This is a genomic window from Paenibacillus sp. FSL R5-0744 (assembly GCF_037972555.1).
Classification (GTDB): Bacteria; Bacillota; Bacilli; order Paenibacillales; family Paenibacillaceae; genus Paenibacillus_AQ.
In genome coordinates, this window is sequence record NZ_CP150228.1 from 130,171 (window position 1) to 146,167 (window position 15,997).

11 protein-coding genes, 5 tRNA genes, 3 rRNA genes and 1 other RNA gene are annotated in these 15,997 nt (G+C 47.1%); all 20 read left to right on the forward strand.

Going from position 1 to position 15,997, the window contains the following annotated elements:
- Positions 1-207: 207 nt before the first annotated feature.
- The 20 genes from MKY19_RS00605 to MKY19_RS00700 all read left to right on the forward strand — a co-directional run bounded on the left by MKY19_RS00605 (position 208) and on the right by MKY19_RS00700 (position 15,984).
- Positions 208-594: a response regulator gene (locus MKY19_RS00605; protein ID WP_042123230.1), complete on the forward strand. Its 387-nt coding sequence runs from the start codon at positions 208-210 to the stop codon at positions 592-594.
- Positions 595-802: 208 nt separating this feature from the next.
- A complete protein-coding gene (fba, locus tag MKY19_RS00610) occupies positions 803-1,657 on the forward strand; it encodes a class II fructose-1,6-bisphosphate aldolase (protein ID WP_036679934.1) in 855 nt (284 codons plus the stop codon).
- A 187-nt stretch (positions 1,658-1,844) separates the two neighbouring features.
- Positions 1,845-3,098: a UDP-N-acetylglucosamine 1-carboxyvinyltransferase gene (locus MKY19_RS00615; RefSeq protein ID WP_060623903.1), complete on the forward strand. Its 1,254-nt coding sequence runs from the start codon at positions 1,845-1,847 to the stop codon at positions 3,096-3,098.
- A 163-nt stretch (positions 3,099-3,261) separates the two neighbouring features.
- The gene (gene rho, locus MKY19_RS00620; protein WP_042123234.1) at positions 3,262-4,614 is read left to right on the forward strand and encodes a transcription termination factor Rho; all 1,353 of its coding nucleotides are present in this window, start codon (positions 3,262-3,264) and stop codon (positions 4,612-4,614) included.
- Positions 4,615-4,639: 25 nt separating this feature from the next.
- A complete protein-coding gene (locus MKY19_RS00625; RefSeq protein ID WP_042183978.1) occupies positions 4,640-5,917 on the forward strand; it encodes a radical SAM protein in 1,278 nt (425 codons plus the stop codon).
- A 131-nt stretch (positions 5,918-6,048) separates the two neighbouring features.
- On the forward strand, positions 6,049-6,246 hold the full coding sequence (rpmE, locus tag MKY19_RS00630; protein ID WP_042123239.1) for a 50S ribosomal protein L31: 198 nt from the start codon (positions 6,049-6,051) through the stop codon (positions 6,244-6,246).
- A 116-nt stretch (positions 6,247-6,362) separates the two neighbouring features.
- Positions 6,363-6,631, forward strand: an RNA gene (gene ffs, locus MKY19_RS00635) — signal recognition particle sRNA large type.
- 137 nt (positions 6,632-6,768) lie between these two features.
- Positions 6,769-8,544, forward strand: a complete 1,776-nt coding sequence (gene dnaX, locus MKY19_RS00640) for a DNA polymerase III subunit gamma/tau (protein ID WP_339799660.1) — start codon at positions 6,769-6,771, stop codon at positions 8,542-8,544.
- Positions 8,545-8,591: 47 nt separating this feature from the next.
- Positions 8,592-8,903, forward strand: a complete 312-nt coding sequence (locus tag MKY19_RS00645; protein ID WP_042183982.1) for a YbaB/EbfC family nucleoid-associated protein — start codon at positions 8,592-8,594, stop codon at positions 8,901-8,903.
- Between the two features lie 39 nt (positions 8,904-8,942).
- Complete coding sequence (gene recR / locus MKY19_RS00650) at positions 8,943-9,542, forward strand: recombination mediator RecR (RefSeq protein WP_042123249.1); 600 nt, start codon at positions 8,943-8,945, stop codon at positions 9,540-9,542.
- A gap of 136 nt (positions 9,543-9,678) precedes the next feature.
- Entirely contained in the window at positions 9,679-9,930 is a 252-nt protein-coding gene (locus MKY19_RS00655) for a DUF2508 family protein (RefSeq protein WP_052404100.1), read from the forward strand.
- Positions 9,931-9,964: 34 nt separating this feature from the next.
- A complete protein-coding gene (locus tag MKY19_RS00660; protein WP_042183984.1) occupies positions 9,965-10,231 on the forward strand; it encodes a pro-sigmaK processing inhibitor BofA family protein in 267 nt (88 codons plus the stop codon).
- Between the two features lie 302 nt (positions 10,232-10,533).
- Positions 10,534-12,091, forward strand: a 16S ribosomal RNA gene (locus MKY19_RS00665).
- Positions 12,092-12,215: 124 nt separating this feature from the next.
- Positions 12,216-12,332: ribosomal RNA gene (rrf, locus tag MKY19_RS00670) — 5S ribosomal RNA — on the forward strand.
- A 45-nt stretch (positions 12,333-12,377) separates the two neighbouring features.
- Positions 12,378-12,454 (forward strand) — tRNA-Ile (locus MKY19_RS00675).
- Positions 12,455-12,475: 21 nt separating this feature from the next.
- Positions 12,476-12,551, forward strand: a tRNA-Ala gene (locus tag MKY19_RS00680).
- A 139-nt stretch (positions 12,552-12,690) separates the two neighbouring features.
- Positions 12,691-15,619: ribosomal RNA gene (locus tag MKY19_RS00685) — 23S ribosomal RNA — on the forward strand.
- The 16S, 23S and 5S rRNA genes sit together here with 5 tRNA genes alongside, the layout of an rRNA operon.
- Positions 15,620-15,701: 82 nt before the next feature.
- Positions 15,702-15,793: transfer RNA gene (locus MKY19_RS00690), tRNA-Ser, on the forward strand.
- Between the two features lie 30 nt (positions 15,794-15,823).
- Positions 15,824-15,900, forward strand: a tRNA-Met gene (locus tag MKY19_RS00695).
- Between the two features lie 8 nt (positions 15,901-15,908).
- Positions 15,909-15,984: transfer RNA gene (locus MKY19_RS00700), tRNA-Val, on the forward strand.
- Positions 15,985-15,997: the final 13 nt, after the last annotated feature.

Consider the following 15,997-nt stretch of genomic DNA (forward strand, 5'->3'; position numbering starts at 1 on the left):
GTGTTTATGCCTGTTTGTCCATTTTGAAGAGCTCCGTAAATGACATCACTGTAATTCAGACTCTTTATTTACCCATTTTATCCAATTAGCAGGATTTGAGCAGTGAAGCACGAATAATAGGTTTCGTATGGGTTAGTTTCTGAAGGGGCCGTTAGCTGTGGAGAGCGCGGTATAGTCAATCTGGCTTAATCTCTGGGAGGGTATTATATGGAAAAAAAGAAAGTGTTAATTGTCGATGATCAGAATGGGATTCGGATTCTTCTTATGGAAGTGTTCAATAGCGAAGGATATACGACATTTCAAGCAGCTAACGGAAAATTGGCCTTAGACATTGTTCGCAGTGAGTCTCCTGACTTGGTTTTGCTCGATATGAAAATACCGGGAATGGATGGACTCGAGATTCTGAAGCATCTGAAGGAACTAAATCCATCCATTAAGGTCATAATGATGACCGCTTATGGGGAGCTGGATATGATTAAGGAAGCAACCAAGCTAGGCGCATTGATGCATTTCACAAAGCCATTTGACATCGATGAAATGCGGGTAGCGGTCAATATGCATCTTCATAATAAGTCTGTAGATCAATGCAGTTAAAGTGATATTTTCTGTATCGATTCTATTTGGTTATGGTGATTATAAACAGTTTGAGTGCAAATGCTATACGGGCTGGATAAAAATCGTCCCACCGGGACATTTTTTTGTTTATCCTATTTAGTATTTGACTCAGGATGTGTTATAATAAGCCTGTATGTGATGTCGGTTTAAAAACATAGCCAACCAACATTCTTAGGAGGATGAAACCATGCCATTAGTATCTATGACAGACATGTTGAACAAAGCACTTGAAGGAAAATACGCAGTAGGTCAGTACAACATTAACAACTTGGAGTGGACACAAGCTATTCTTGGTGCCGCTGAACAAGAGAAATCACCAGTAATCCTTGGTGTATCCGAAGGCGCAGCACGTCACATGGGCGGCTTCACTACTGTTGTTAAAATGGTAGAAGGTCTAATTATCGATATGAATATCACAGTTCCTGTAGCGATCCACCTTGACCATGGATCTAGCTTTGATAAATGTAAAGCAGCAATTGATGCTGGATTTACATCCGTAATGATCGACGGTTCCCACCACCCAATCGATGAGAACATTGATATGACTAAAAAAGTCGTTGAATATGCTCACGCTAAAGGTGTTTCTGTAGAAGCAGAAGTAGGTACTGTTGGTGGACAAGAAGACGACGTTATCGGCGGCATCATGTATGCTAAGCTTGATGAGTGCGTACGTATTGTTAAAGAAACAGGTATCGACACTTTGGCTCCTGCACTAGGTTCCGTTCATGGACCTTACCATGGCGAGCCTAACCTCGGATTTAAAGAAATGGAAGAAATCCGCGACGCTACTAACATCCCAATGGTTCTTCATGGTGGTACAGGTATTCCTGAACATGACATCAAGAAAGCTATCTCCTTGGGTACTTCCAAAATCAACGTAAACACTGAGAACCAAATCGTGTTCGCAAAAGTTGTTCGCGAAGTTCTAGCTGCTAAACCTGATGCTTACGATCCACGTACATTCATCGCACCAGGTCGCGATGCGATCAAAGAAACCGTTATCGGTAAAATCCGCGAATTTGGATCCAACAACAAAGCCTAATCATTGTTAGCTTCCGCCACAGGTGGACAAGCAATTTGTAAAGGGCAGGGTGTAGCTCTGCCCAGTTGAATAGTTTGATGAGGAAAGCACACCGCTTAGCCGGTGTCTTTCCATTTTCATCACTAAAAGTCCACAGCACGTATTGCCCACACAGCTGCAATACACGTAGGGGGAAATTGATAAATCTATGGAAAAATTAATGATTGGCGGTGGACGTCCGCTAGAGGGCGTTGTAACCATCAGTGGAGCAAAGAATAGTGCTATTGCACTTATTCCTGCGGCGATTTTGGCCGAATCTGAAGTTGTTCTTGATAATTTACCGTCCCTTAGTGATGTAGCCGTTTACTCCGAAATCTTGCAAGAGCTTGGCGCAAGTGTATCTTGGTCAGGCAACCAGATGAAAATTGATCCTTCGCGTATTGTATCTATACCTATGCCTAATGGTCCGGTTAAGAAACTTCGAGCTTCGTATTATATGATGGGAGCTCTACTTGGAAGATTCAAAGAAGCGACAATAGGTCTACCCGGTGGTTGTAACTTCGAACCTCGTCCAATCGATCAGCATATCAAAGGATTCGAGGCACTGGGAGCAACTGTTACCAACGAACATGGTTCTATCCACTTATATGCTAAAGAGCTACGCGGTGCGAAGATTTATTTAGATGTATCAAGCGTAGGTGCCACTATTAACATCATGCTGGCGGCTTCACGTGCCAAAGGCTCCACAATTATTGAAAATGCGGCTAAAGAGCCTGAGATTATAGATGTAGCAACCCTATTGAACTCTATGGGCGCTGTTATTAAAGGCGCCGGTACAGAAACCATCAGAATCGAAGGGGTATCGGAGATGCACGGTTGCCGTCACTCCATTATTCCCGATCGGATTCAAGCAGGAACTTATATGATTGCCGCTGCGGCTACGCGTGGTAATGTGTTGATAGATAACGTTATTCCTAAGCACTTGGAAGCTTTAACGGCCAAGCTTTTAGAGATGGGCGTTGATATTGAAGAGCTTGACGAAAGTATTCGCGTTATAGGTAGAGCTAAATATGAGCACGCAGATGTCAAAGCGTTGACCTATCCTGGCTTTCCTACAGATTTACAATCTCCTATGACAAGTATGTTGACACAGGCGGAAGGCGTTAGTGTGCTTAGCGATTTTGTCTACAGCAACCGTTTTAAACATGTGCCAGAATTGGTACGGATGGGCGCGAAAATACGCGTTGAAGGCCGTTCTGCAATTATTGAGGGTGGTAAGCTTAACGCTGCAAAGGTGAAAGCGACTGATTTACGGGCAGGCGCTGCTCTTGTCATTGCTGGATTGACGGTAGGGGATGGGATCACCGAGGTGACCGGCGTAGAATATATTGACCGTGGTTATGATAATTTAGTGAGCAACCTTCGACAACTTGGTGCTCATGTTTGGCGTGAGAACGAATAAAATTAGGATATCCCGTTTGGAAGGAGGTTTATTTGCTTATTTACCGCATATATCCTTCCAAATTGGGTATTAATATCCTAATGGGCATTTTAATAGACTCATCATTTTGCCTAGTAGATAGACTAGGGCGAACTCATTTAAAAATTGAATAGGTGGTTATTACATGGATCTTCAAATTTCCGATTTGGAAGAAATGAAGCTGACCGAGTTGTATAAGCTGGCCAAGAAATACCAGATCCCTTATTACGGACAGCTGAAGAAACGGGAACTGATCTTTGCGATCCTTCGGGCACAGGCAGAGCAAAGCGGTCTTATGTTTATGGAAGGCGTACTGGAAATTCTACCCGAGGGCTATGGATTTCTAAGGCCGATTAACTATTTGCCTAGCGCTGAAGATATTTATATCTCAGCCTCACAAATTCGGAAGTTTGATCTCAGAAGCGGAGATCTTGTATCTGGGAAATGCCGGACGCCGAAAGAAAATGAACGATATTTTGGCCTGCTTCAAGTCAATGCCGTTAATGGCGAGAACCCTGCTAGCGCAGCGGAGCGACTACATTTTCCAGCATTAACACCACTTTATCCGCAAGACAAGCTACCGCTTGAAACATCCCCTACTCATTTGTCTACCCGAATAATGGATTTGCTCGCTCCTGTAGGTTTGGGGCAGCGGGGTTTGATTGTAGCACCTCCTAAAGCAGGAAAAACGCTCCTCTTGAAAGAAATTGCCAATAGTATTTCCACTAATAATCCTGAGATTGAACTCTTTGTATTGCTAATAGATGAGCGTCCCGAAGAAGTAACTGATATGCAGCGTTCAGTAAAAGGCGAAGTGGTTGCATCGACGTTTGATGAGCTTCCAGAGAATCATATTAAAGTGGCCGAACTTGTGTTGCAAAGAGCTCTTCGTTTAGTTGAGCACAAGAAGGATGTAGTTATTCTTTTAGACAGCATTACCCGTCTTGCACGTGCGTATAATCTTGTGGTTCCACCATCTGGACGCACGCTTAGTGGGGGGATTGACCCAGCAGCCTTTCATCGGCCGAAACGGTTTTTTGGCTCTGCACGGAATGTAGAAGAGGGCGGTTCACTGACTATTTTAGCAACTGCTTTAATTGATACCGGATCACGTATGGATGATATTATTTATGAAGAGTTTAAGGGTACTGGTAATATGGAGCTTCATTTGGACCGAAAATTGGCGGAACGCCGTATATTCCCTGCTATTGATATTCGTCGTTCAGGTACACGTCGTGAAGAAGTGCTCTTGAGCAAAGAAGAGCTTGATACGATCTGGGCGATTCGCAAAAATATGAATGAATCCTACGATTTTGTGGAGGGATTCATCAAAAAGCTGCGTGATACAAAGACTAATGCTGAATTCTTAGCATCATTTGACGTTGCGGGAGCTAAACAATCGCCAAATGGAACTGCAAGTAGCGGAGGAACTTCCAACAGTGGTACGGCTGCTCGTCGCACAACACGGGCAAAGACTTCTTCAGTACCTACAACTTGAGAATTGATAATAAGAGGAGACTAACATGTATTTGGTATATGCCGACGGGCAAGGAAACGTATATGATCATCCAGAACTGTACGGGTTAGCCCGTAGTGGGGATATGATCGTTGAAATGTTGGAGGAAGAGTTGATTCCGCTGCCTGAAGGCGCCACTCTTGTGGGCTTGCCTAGTACGCGGGCTGTGGGTATGGATCCTGAGACAGGTGAAATGATGGCGTTGCCGGATGGCTCACAGGCTGTAGGCGCGCTGCTGCCTCAGGGCTATACTCGCTTGTGTCTTCCTGGGTATGTAAAGACAGATAAGTCTTACAAGCTTCCTCTGTTTGGGTATTCGGCTGTAGTGTGGAAGGATGGCGGGTTCTATGTTGCGGCGGATCCAACCGATAATCCGGAGAAGTGGAACCCACTGAACTGTGATAAACAGGATCTTGAGGTAAGCGTTGGCGAGTTGACTGCCAAATATCCTGATAACCGTCTCTATGAGCATCTTTCTAACTGTGCGCTTGGTTATGAATGCCTGACTTCCTCCAACACCTTCTTAGGGCGTTGGGAGGGCGGTGTACCTGTCTCTTATTCATGTAATGCTGGATGTTTTGGCTGTATTTCTGAGCAACCTGATGATAGTGGTTTTGTGTCTCCGCAGACTCGTATGAATTTCCGGCCAACGGTCAATGAAATTTCACAAGTTATGTTGGAGCACTTGAAGACGCCTGAATCGATTATCAGTTTTGGACAAGGCTGTGAAGGTGAGCCTTCTACGCAGGCAAAACTTATTATAGAAGCAATCCGTGAAGTGCGCTCGATTACTGACATGGGCTACATTAATATCAACACCAATGCTGGCTTAAGCGATCATATTCGTGGAATCGTCGATGCTGGACTGGATTTGATGCGTGTCAGCACGATTAGTGCTCTAGATGATCATTACAATGCTTATTACAAACCACGTGGCTACACATTGGCTAATGTAGAGAAGTCTTTGAAATATGCTGCCTCGCAAGGTGTTTACACATCGATCAACTATCTGATTTTCCCTGGAGTAACTGATCGCGAAGAAGAGATTGAGGCGATGGTGGAGTTTGTAAGACGTACGGATCTGAAGCTTATTCAGATGCGTAATCTGAACATTGATCCAGAGAGTTATCTGGAGTTAATTCCTCCTGCTAAGGGTGAAATTCTCGGCATGAAGACGATGCTGGAAATTTTCCGGGACGAATTGCCGGATGTTGTTATTGGTTCTTACACACATGTACCACCAGCAAATATGGCTCGGGTAAAGCAACGGCAACTCAACATTTAATAGATTAAATGTACCAATGAATTACCAATGAAACATATTGATCAATTGAATTTTTCGTGCTAAAATACCACAGTGTAATCATATAACTCTGGGTCCGCATGAGGCTTAGGGCATGAGAGGTGAAATTCAAAATGCAAGCAGCAATTCAACCAAAGTATAACTTAACTAAGGTAACCTGCGCATGTGGCAACTCTTTCGAAGCTGGCTCTGTTAAACAAGAGCTTCGTGTTGAAATTTGCTCCAGCTGCCATCCTTTCTTCACTGGCAAGCAGAAGTTCCTGGATGCCGGCGGTCGCGTTGATAAATTCAAGAAGAAATACGGTATCTAATTGGAATAGCCGCTTAGCGGCTTAATGGTTAGATCGAGCTCCCAGCTTTCTCGCTGGGGGCTCATTTTATGTCTTGGAGTTGATTTTTGTCCGAGCGTGAGCTATACTTATCTTCGCCGTGCTAGACGGGGAGGTAGCGGTGCCCTGTAACTCGCAATCCGCTGTAGCGAGGTTGAATTCCTGTTAGAGGTGCTATCGATGTGAGGCCTTGGTTCCTACGGGCTGTGTTGACGGTTGGGTCCTCCGCAATGAGTGCTTATGAACCTGGTCAGGTCCGGAAGGAAGCAGCCATAAGTAAGTTTACTCTTGTGCCGGAGGGTGGCCTAGCCCGAGCAGTCATGTAGGGTTGCCGCTTGGATCGTAGTCATCAATAACAGGTGCACGGTTTATAATTCTGTTTATAACAGCATCTTTGCCACAAGCAAAGATGCTTTTTGTTTTTGGTCAATAGCCGATGAATATAGTATAATAAATTTGCGACAAATGCCGGGAAAGAGGCAGCCTAAGAGAGGGTAATGCATAGTGGAACATATCGCGCTGTACCGTGCTTGGCGGCCGCAGTCGTTTCAAGACATGGTTGGACAACAGCACATTATCCAAACGCTGCAGAACGCAATTCGTGAACAGCGGGTTTCGCATGCCTATCTGTTCAGTGGTCCGCGGGGAACTGGTAAGACAAGTGCTGCTAAAGTCTTAGCGAAAGCGGTCAATTGTGAACGTGGGCCAGGTCCGGAGCCTTGCAACGAGTGTCCTTCCTGCTTGCGAATCACTGCGGGTAATGTGATGGATGTGCAGGAAATAGACGCGGCATCCAACCGGGGCGTAGAAGAGATTCGTGACCTCCGGGACAAGGTGAAATATGCACCTACCGAGGTGCGCCGTAAAGTGTATATTATTGATGAAGTGCATATGCTGACAACAGAAGCATTTAATGCGCTATTAAAGACATTGGAAGAACCGCCGTCACATGCAATGTTCATCCTTGCGACTACGGAACCTCATAAATTGCCAGCGACGATCATTTCTCGTTGTCAGCGTTTTGACTTCCGCAGAGTAGCTTTGGAAGAGCAGACAGCACATCTAAGTGCTATCTGTGAGAAGGAAGGGATTACAGCCGATGTTAACGCATTGCAGTATATTGCCCGCCTTTCTGATGGGGGTATGCGCGATGCAGTGAGTTTGCTGGATCAGATTTCATCTTTTACAGATGGCAAAGTTACGTACGAACAAGTGCTGGGGATGACCGGAGGGATACCCTCTGAGCAATTTGCACGTCTTGCCACTGCCATATTGGAAGGTGATATGGGTCTTCTGCTGGAGCTTGTTGAACAGCTTATGCATGAAGGTAAGAGTGCTGATAAATGTCTAGAGAATCTTATGTATTATTTCCGTGATTTATTGATGATTAAGATGGTACCTGGGGCCGATCAACTGACGGAGCGAGTGCTTAATCCCGCCGAGTTTAAAGATATGGCCACCGCATTTTCCCGGGATCGTCTGTTTCAGATCGTAGATACACTTAATAAGTACCTGGGTGAAATGAAATATGCTACTCATCCGCAGACTTTGTTTGAAGTCGCGCTGATGAAGCTTTGTAGCTTGCAGCAAGAGGAAAGTGAGACCGCATCAGCTACTCCGTTAGGTGCATTACAGGCTGGATCAGGGGTGAATGCTCCTGCAGTCCACTCTGGTGAACTGGATCTGCTCAAGAGACAGATTACTGCGCTGGAGAAAAAGCTGGAGCAGGCATTGCAGGCCGGTGGTATTTCCGGAGGTGGGCGAGATGGTGCCTCTTCTGCGAAATCGAATCCGACTCCAAGTTCTGCGCCTAGAATCTCTGCAACCTCCAAAATGCCTCCAAATGTTGATAAGTTTATTGCTGGTAAGGATAGTCCTGATTTTGCAGCTATCTACAAACAGTGGAGTCTTGTCTTGCAAGGGGTAAAAGAGGAGAAGGTAACGGTTCATGCGTGGTTTGTAGACGGAGAACCTGTATCTGTAATGGACGATGCTGTGCTTGTTGCGTTTAAGAACACGATTCATCGTGATACAACGGAGAAGCCAGCAAACAGACAGGTCATTGAGAATGTGTTTGCAGCGCGTCTTGGTAAACCTTATAGACTGGTAACTATAATGCAGCGCGATTGGAACGAAGCCGCTCAGAAGTCAGTGGGACAGCCTAGCAAAGAAGAGTTGCGGCTAGAGCATGAACATGATACTGCAGATGCGAAATCTGAACCTTGGATTGATGAGGCTATCCAGCTTTTTGGAGAAGACCTTGTTGTCATAAAAGAGTAATGTAAGCATACTAGCGCAAATTGCGCATTCCAAAGGAGAGATGATGTATGAATAATATGAACCAAATGATGAAGCAAGTTAAGAAAATGCAGGAGCAAATGCTTAAAGCTCAAGAAGAACTAGGTGGCAAGGTAATTGAAGGCTCATCAGGTGGCGGTGTAGTTACAGTTCAAGTTAATGGCCACAAAAAGTTGCTTTCTATCCAAATCAAGCCAGAAGCTGTTGATCCGGAAGATGTTGAAATGCTACAGGATTTGGTAATCACTGCAGTTAATGATGCTTTGACTCAAGCTGAAGACCTTGCGAACAATGATATGGGTAAATTTACTGGTGGAATGAAGATCCCAGGCTTGTTCTAATTCACTCACTCCACTTTCGTCTAAAGGAGAATTATTAATTTGTATTATCCCGAACCGCTAGCCAAGCTGATCGATGCTTTTACGCGCTTGCCCGGGATTGGGCCGAAGACAGCCGCCCGGTTAGCTTTTCATGTGCTTAACATGAAAGAGGATGACGTCATTGATTTTGCTAAAGCGCTAGTAAGTGTCAAGCGTAATCTTCATTATTGCTCCGTCTGCTGTAATATTACGGATACGGACCCGTGTAAGATATGTCAGGACAAAACTAGAGATCCTTCAGTAATCTGTGTGATCCAAGACTCCAAGGATTTGGTGGCAATAGAACGAACCAAAGAGTTTAATGGGTATTATCACGTTCTTCAGGGTGCGATTTCACCTATGGAAGGTATAGGCCCTGATGATATTCGCTTGAAGGAATTATTGACTCGTTTGAGTGATGAAAGAGTGAGTGAGCTTATCATGGCGACTAACCCCAACATTGAGGGTGAGGCAACGGCGATGTATATTTCTCGTTTAGTTCGGCCTTTTGAGATTAAAATCACCAGAATAGCCCATGGCTTGCCTGTTGGTGGCGATCTTGAATATGCCGACGAGGTTACCTTGTCCAAAGCGTTGGAAGGTCGTCGTGAGCTATTCTAGTAGCTCTAAAGTCGTGTTTTTCAAAAGGAGGCCCCCTGGGCCTCCTTTTTTTGTTCTAAGTTTGTCCCTATCCCGATATGAATGAGAATAACGAGATGTAATTTTGCATCGAAATTATTCTGAGGAGGAATGAGTAATGGGATGGTGGACCTCATTGTGGCGGGGAGCAGATGAAGAACAGGGTAGAAAAGATACGGAGGGCTGGGAAACGTTGCTGGAGGTTCGTAAGGCGCAATCTGAGTGGGAGAGAGCGTACCTAATGTTTGATGAAGCGTTGGGTCAAGATCAAATTGATTATGCTATTTATATTTTAGAGGCAGCAGAGCGCAAGTATCAGATACATCTCAAACATGCAAAGAGCATTGGATTAAATAGCAGTCAGATGTAGGCGCTAACCAAATGGAAATATAGGAGGGATCAACATGCTAAGAATGTTAGCTATAGGAGTACTAGTCATATCGGTTGTGTTGTTGAGTGTAATTGTATTCCGAAAAAAACTTGGCTTTGGATGGCTTAGTCTGTTCGGAGCTCATTTGGTACTGGCTGCGCTCGCGATATATGTAGTGAATTTCTCGGGTTTAATCACACAAGTTCATATTCCCTTGAATCCCGCAACCATAGGCGCAGTAACGGTTCTCGGCCTTCCAGGCGTAGTAATGTTAATAGGATTAAGAATTATTTTGTTTTAATGCTTGACGAGAGTTTGAAAAATATGATACATTAAGTCTCGCCCCTTTGGACAAGATGTTGATTAACAACTTGCTGAAACGGTAAGCGAAAAAAAGAAATTAAAAAAACGCTTGACGGAAACAAAGGTGCTGTGATATATTATAAAGGTCGCTGCTGACAAGCAACGACAACGAAAGATGAGACATTGATCTTTGAAAACTGAACAACGAGTGAGTGGGAAATCACGAAAGTGAAATCCAAAATTAGAGAATTAATTTTCTCGTCAGATGTTTCAAAATGAGCATATCGCTCTTTTCAATACTAATTGGAGAGTTTGATCCTGGCTCAGGACGAACGCTGGCGGCGTGCCTAATACATGCAAGTCGAGCGAAGTCATTTTGAAAGCTTGCTTTCAAAATGACTTAGCGGCGGACGGGTGAGTAACACGTAGGCAACCTGCCCCTTAGACTGGGATAACTACCGGAAACGGTAGCTAATACCGGATAATTTCTTTTTTCTCCTGAAGAAAGAATGAAAGACGGAGCAATCTGTCACTGAGGGATGGGCCTGCGGCGCATTAGCTAGTTGGTGGGGTAACGGCCCACCAAGGCGACGATGCGTAGCCGACCTGAGAGGGTGAACGGCCACACTGGGACTGAGACACGGCCCAGACTCCTACGGGAGGCAGCAGTAGGGAATCTTCCGCAATGGACGAAAGTCTGACGGAGCAACGCCGCGTGAGTGATGAAGGTTTTCGGATCGTAAAGCTCTGTTGCCAGGGAAGAACGTCCGGTAGAGTAACTGCTATCGGAGTGACGGTACCTGAGAAGAAAGCCCCGGCTAACTACGTGCCAGCAGCCGCGGTAATACGTAGGGGGCAAGCGTTGTCCGGAATTATTGGGCGTAAAGCGCGCGCAGGCGGTCATTTAAGTCTGGTGTTTAAACCTTGGGCTCAACCTGAGGTCGCACTGGAAACTGGGTGACTTGAGTACAGAAGAGGAAAGTGGAATTCCACGTGTAGCGGTGAAATGCGTAGATATGTGGAGGAACACCAGTGGCGAAGGCGACTTTCTGGGCTGTAACTGACGCTGAGGCGCGAAAGCGTGGGGAGCAAACAGGATTAGATACCCTGGTAGTCCACGCCGTAAACGATGAGTGCTAGGTGTTAGGGGTTTCGATACCCTTGGTGCCGAAGTTAACACAGTAAGCACTCCGCCTGGGGAGTACGGTCGCAAGACTGAAACTCAAAGGAATTGACGGGGACCCGCACAAGCAGTGGAGTATGTGGTTTAATTCGAAGCAACGCGAAGAACCTTACCAGGTCTTGACATCCCTCTGAATCCACTAGAGATAGTGGCGGCCTTCGGGACAGAGGAGACAGGTGGTGCATGGTTGTCGTCAGCTCGTGTCGTGAGATGTTGGGTTAAGTCCCGCAACGAGCGCAACCCTTAACTTTAGTTGCCAGCAAGTAATGTTGGGCACTCTAGAGTGACTGCCGGTGACAAACCGGAGGAAGGTGGGGATGACGTCAAATCATCATGCCCCTTATGACCTGGGCTACACACGTACTACAATGGCCGGTACAACGGGAAGCGAAACCGCGAGGTGAAGCCAATCCCATCAAAGCCGGTCTCAGTTCGGATTGCAGGCTGCAACTCGCCTGCATGAAGTCGGAATTGCTAGTAATCGCGGATCAGCATGCCGCGGTGAATACGTTCCCGGGTCTTGTACACACCGCCCGTCACACCACGAGAGTTTACAACACCCGAAGTCGGTGGGGTAACCCGCAAGGGAGCCAGCCGCCGAAGGTGGGGTAGATGATTGGGGTGAAGTCGTAACAAGGTAGCCGTATCGGAAGGTGCGGCTGGATCACCTCCTTTCTATGGAGAATCGTCTTCTGCAATGAAGACATTCAAATCGGAAGTTAAACTTCCATTATAGAACCTTCGGGTTCGAACACTCACTCGTGTTCAGTTTTGAAAGAGCAAGTCTCTTTCGTATGCGTTTGGTGGCGATAGCGGAGGGGTTCCACACGTACCCATCCCGAACACGACCGTTAAGCCCTCCAGCGCCGATGGTACTTGGACCGAAGGGTCCTGGGAGAGTAGGACGCCGCCAAGCGGACAACCATTCTTTGGTTGATTCACAATATTATATATGTTATATGGGCTTTTAGCTCAGTTGGTTAGAGCGCACCTCTGATAAGGGTGAGGTCGGTGGTTCGAGTCCACCAAGGCCCACCATATGACATTATATCTTTTTATGGGGCCATAGCTCAGCTGGGAGAGCGCCTGCCTTGCAAGCAGGAGGTCAGCGGTTCGATCCCGCTTGGCTCCACCATAATTTTAAATTCAATACCTTCTTTAAACTTGATCCTTGAAAACTGGATACCGAAACGAATTTGCGTTTTAGAACATCTTTTAGCAACTTGTGTAAACAAGTAAATGTTATTAGTGAGATTTTTCTTAGGAAAAATCAAGGTTAAGCTAATAAGAGCACACGGAGGATGCCTAGGCGCCAGGAGCCGACGAAGGACGTGGCGAACAACGAAACTGCCTCGGGGAGCTGTAAGCAAGCTTTGATCCGGGGGTGTCCGAATGGGGAAACCCAGCTGTGGTAATTCGCAGTTACTCATCTCTGAACACATAGGAGATGTAGAGGCAGACCAGGGGAACTGAAACATCTAAGTACCCTGAGGAAGAGAAAACAATAGTGATTCCGTCAGTAGCGGCGAGCGAACGCGGAACAGCCTAAACCTAAGAGCTTGCTCTTAGGGGTTGTGGGACGTCTCACATGGAGTTACAAAGGAATATGGTAGGTGAAGAGGTCTGGAAAGGCCCGCGATAGAGGTAAAAGCCCTGTAACCTAAACTGTGTTCTCTCCGAGACGGATCCCGAGTAGTGCGGGGCACGTGAAACCCCGTATGAATCCAGCAGGACCATCTGCTAAGGCTAAATACTACCTGGCGACCGATAGTGAAACAGTACCGTGAGGGAAAGGTGAAAAGCACCCCGGAAGGGGAGTGAAATAGAACCTGAAACCGTGTGCTTACAAAAAGTCAGAGCCCGATCTATGGGTGATGGCGTGCCTTTTGTAGAATGAACCGGCGAGTTACGTTTAACATGCAAGGTTAAGTCGAGAAGACGGAGCCGCAGCGAAAGCGAGTCTGAATAGGGCGACTTAGTATGTGGACGTAGACCCGAAACCGTGTGATCTACCCCTGTCCAGGGTGAAGGTGCGGTAACACGCACTGGAGGCCCGAACCCACGCATGTTGAAAAATGCGGGGATGAGGTGGGGGTAGCGGAGAAATTCCAATCGAACTCGGAGATAGCTGGTTCTCCCCGAAATAGCTTTAGGGCTAGCCTCGGTATAAGAGTAGTGGAGGTAGAGCACTGATTGGGTGCGGGGTCCGCAAGGATTACCAAGCTCAGTCAAACTCCGAATGCCATATACTTATTGCCGGGAGTCAGACAGTGAGTGCTAAGATCCATTGTCAAAAGGGAAACAGCCCAGACCATCAGCTAAGGTCCCCAAGTGTGTGTTAAGTGGGAAAGGATGTGGAGTTGCACAGACAACCAGGATGTTGGCTTAGAAGCAGCCACCATTGAAAGAGTGCGTAATAGCTCACTGGTCGAGTGACTCTGCGCCGAAAATGTAACGGGGCTAAACACACCACCGAAGCTATGGCTAGATACGTATGTATCTGGGGTAGGGGAGCGTTGTATGTGGGTTGAAGGTGTACCGTAAGGAGCGCTGGACAGCATACAAGTGAGAATGCCGGTATGAGTAACGAAAAGATCAGTGAGAATCTGATCCGCCGAAAGCCCAAGGTTTCCTGAGGAAGGCTCGTCCGCTCAGGGTAAGTCGGGACCTAAGGCGAGGCCGAAAGGCGTAGTCGAAGGACAACAGTTTGAAATTACTGTACCACCGTAATCCGCTATGAGCGATGGGGTGACGCAGGAGGGTAGTGACGCGGACTGATGGATATGTCCGTCTAAGCAGTGAGGCTGATGTGTAGGCAAATCCGCACATCATTAAGGCTGGGCTGTGATGGGGAGCGAAAATTACAGTAGCGAAGGTCATGATCTCACACTGCCAAGAAAAGCCTCTAGCCAGGAGAAGGTGCCCGTACCGCAAACCGACACAGGTAGGCGAGAAGAGAATTCTAAGGCGCGCGGAAGAACTCTCGTTAAGGAACTCGGCAAAATGACCCCGTAACTTCGGGAGAAGGGGTGCCCCGGTAGTGTGAATAGCACGAGGGGGCCGCAGTGAAAAGGCCCAAGCGACTGTTTAGCAAAAACACAGGTCTGTGCGAAGCCGCAAGGCGAAGTATACGGGCTGACGCCTGCCCGGTGCTGGAAGGTTAAGGGGAGTGGTTAGGGGTAACCCGAAGCTATGAACCGAAGCCCCAGTAAACGGCGGCCGTAACTATAACGGTCCTAAGGTAGCGAAATTCCTTGTCAGGTAAATTCTGACCCGCACGAATGGCGTAACGACTTGGGCGCTGTCTCAACGAGAGATCCGGTGAAATTTTAATACCTGTGAAGATGCAGGTTACCCGCGACAAGACGGAAAGACCCCATGGAGCTTTACTGCAGCTTGATATTGAATTTGGGTACGATCTGTACAGGATAGGTGGGAGCCGTAGAAATCGGAGCGCAAGCTTCGGTGGAGGCGCCGTTGGGATACCACCCTGATCGTATCTAGGTTCTAACCTAGTACCCTAACCGGGTACGGGGACCGTGTCAGGCGGGCAGTTTGACTGGGGCGGTCGCCTCCTAAAGAGTAACGGAGGCGTTCCAAGGTTCCCTCAGAATGGTTGGAAATCATTCGAAGAGTGCAAAGGCATAAGGGAGCTTGACTGCGAGACCTACAAGTCGAGCAGGGACGAAAGTCGGACTTAGTGATCCGGTGGTACCGCATGGAAGGGCCATCGCTCAACGGATAAAAGCTACCCTGGGGATAACAGGCTTATCTCCCCCAAGAGTCCACATCGACGGGGAGGTTTGGCACCTCGATGTCGGCTCATCGCATCCTGGGGCTGAAGTAGGTCCCAAGGGTTGGGCTGTTCGCCCATTAAAGCGGTACGCGAGCTGGGTTCAGAACGTCGTGAGACAGTTCGGTCCCTATCTGTCGTGGGCGCAGGAAATTTGAGAGGAGCTGTCCTTAGTACGAGAGGACCGGGATGGACGTACCGCTGGTGCACCAGTTGTTTCGCCAGAAGCATGGCTGGGTAGCTACGTACGGACGGGATAAGCGCTGAAAGCATCTAAGCGTGAAGCCCCCCTCAAGATGAGATTTCCCAATTAGTAAGACCCCTTGAAGACGACGAGGTAGATAGGTTGGAGGTGGAAGTGCAGTAATGCATGGAGCTGACCAATACTAATCGGTCGAGGGCTTATCCTATACTTAAAATGCAAATTCAATTCGGATTCAGTTTTCAGGGAGTCAAATTCCTGTTTGGATTGCTGTGGTACTGATATCGTTTGGAGAGATACCCAAGTGGCTATAAGGGGACCCTCTGCTAAGGGGTTAGACTGCGTAAGCGGTGCGTGGGTTCGAATCCCACTCTCTCCGCCATTTTCAATCCATAGCATTTCTAATTATTGTGGCGGTGTAGCTCAGCTGGCTAGAGCGTACGGTTCATACCCGTGAGGTCGGGGGTTCGATCCCCTTCGCCGCTACCATAATACCTGGAGGCTTAGCTCAGCTGGGAGAGCATCTGCCTTACAAGCAGAGGGTCGGGGGTTCGATCCCCTCAGCCTCCACCATTATTACTTTTTT

Bases quoted from the DNA above. Each gene is read 5' to 3' on its own strand.
- MKY19_RS00645 (WP_042183982.1), top strand. From the start codon at position 8,592: ATGAATAATATGAACCAAATGATGAAGCAAGTTAAGAAAATGCAGGAG.
- fba (WP_036679934.1), top strand. From the start codon at position 803: ATGCCATTAGTATCTATGACAGACATGTTGAACAAAGCACTTGAAGGA.
- MKY19_RS00605 (WP_042123230.1), top strand. From the start codon at position 208: ATGGAAAAAAAGAAAGTGTTAATTGTCGATGATCAGAATGGGATTCGG.
- rpmE (WP_042123239.1), top strand. From the start codon at position 6,049: ATGCAAGCAGCAATTCAACCAAAGTATAACTTAACTAAGGTAACCTGC.
- rho (WP_042123234.1), top strand. From the start codon at position 3,262: ATGGATCTTCAAATTTCCGATTTGGAAGAAATGAAGCTGACCGAGTTG.
- MKY19_RS00655 (WP_052404100.1), top strand. From the start codon at position 9,679: ATGGGATGGTGGACCTCATTGTGGCGGGGAGCAGATGAAGAACAGGGT.
- MKY19_RS00615 (WP_060623903.1), top strand. From the start codon at position 1,845: ATGGAAAAATTAATGATTGGCGGTGGACGTCCGCTAGAGGGCGTTGTA.
- MKY19_RS00625 (WP_042183978.1), top strand. From the start codon at position 4,640: ATGTATTTGGTATATGCCGACGGGCAAGGAAACGTATATGATCATCCA.
- MKY19_RS00660 (WP_042183984.1), top strand. From the start codon at position 9,965: ATGCTAAGAATGTTAGCTATAGGAGTACTAGTCATATCGGTTGTGTTG.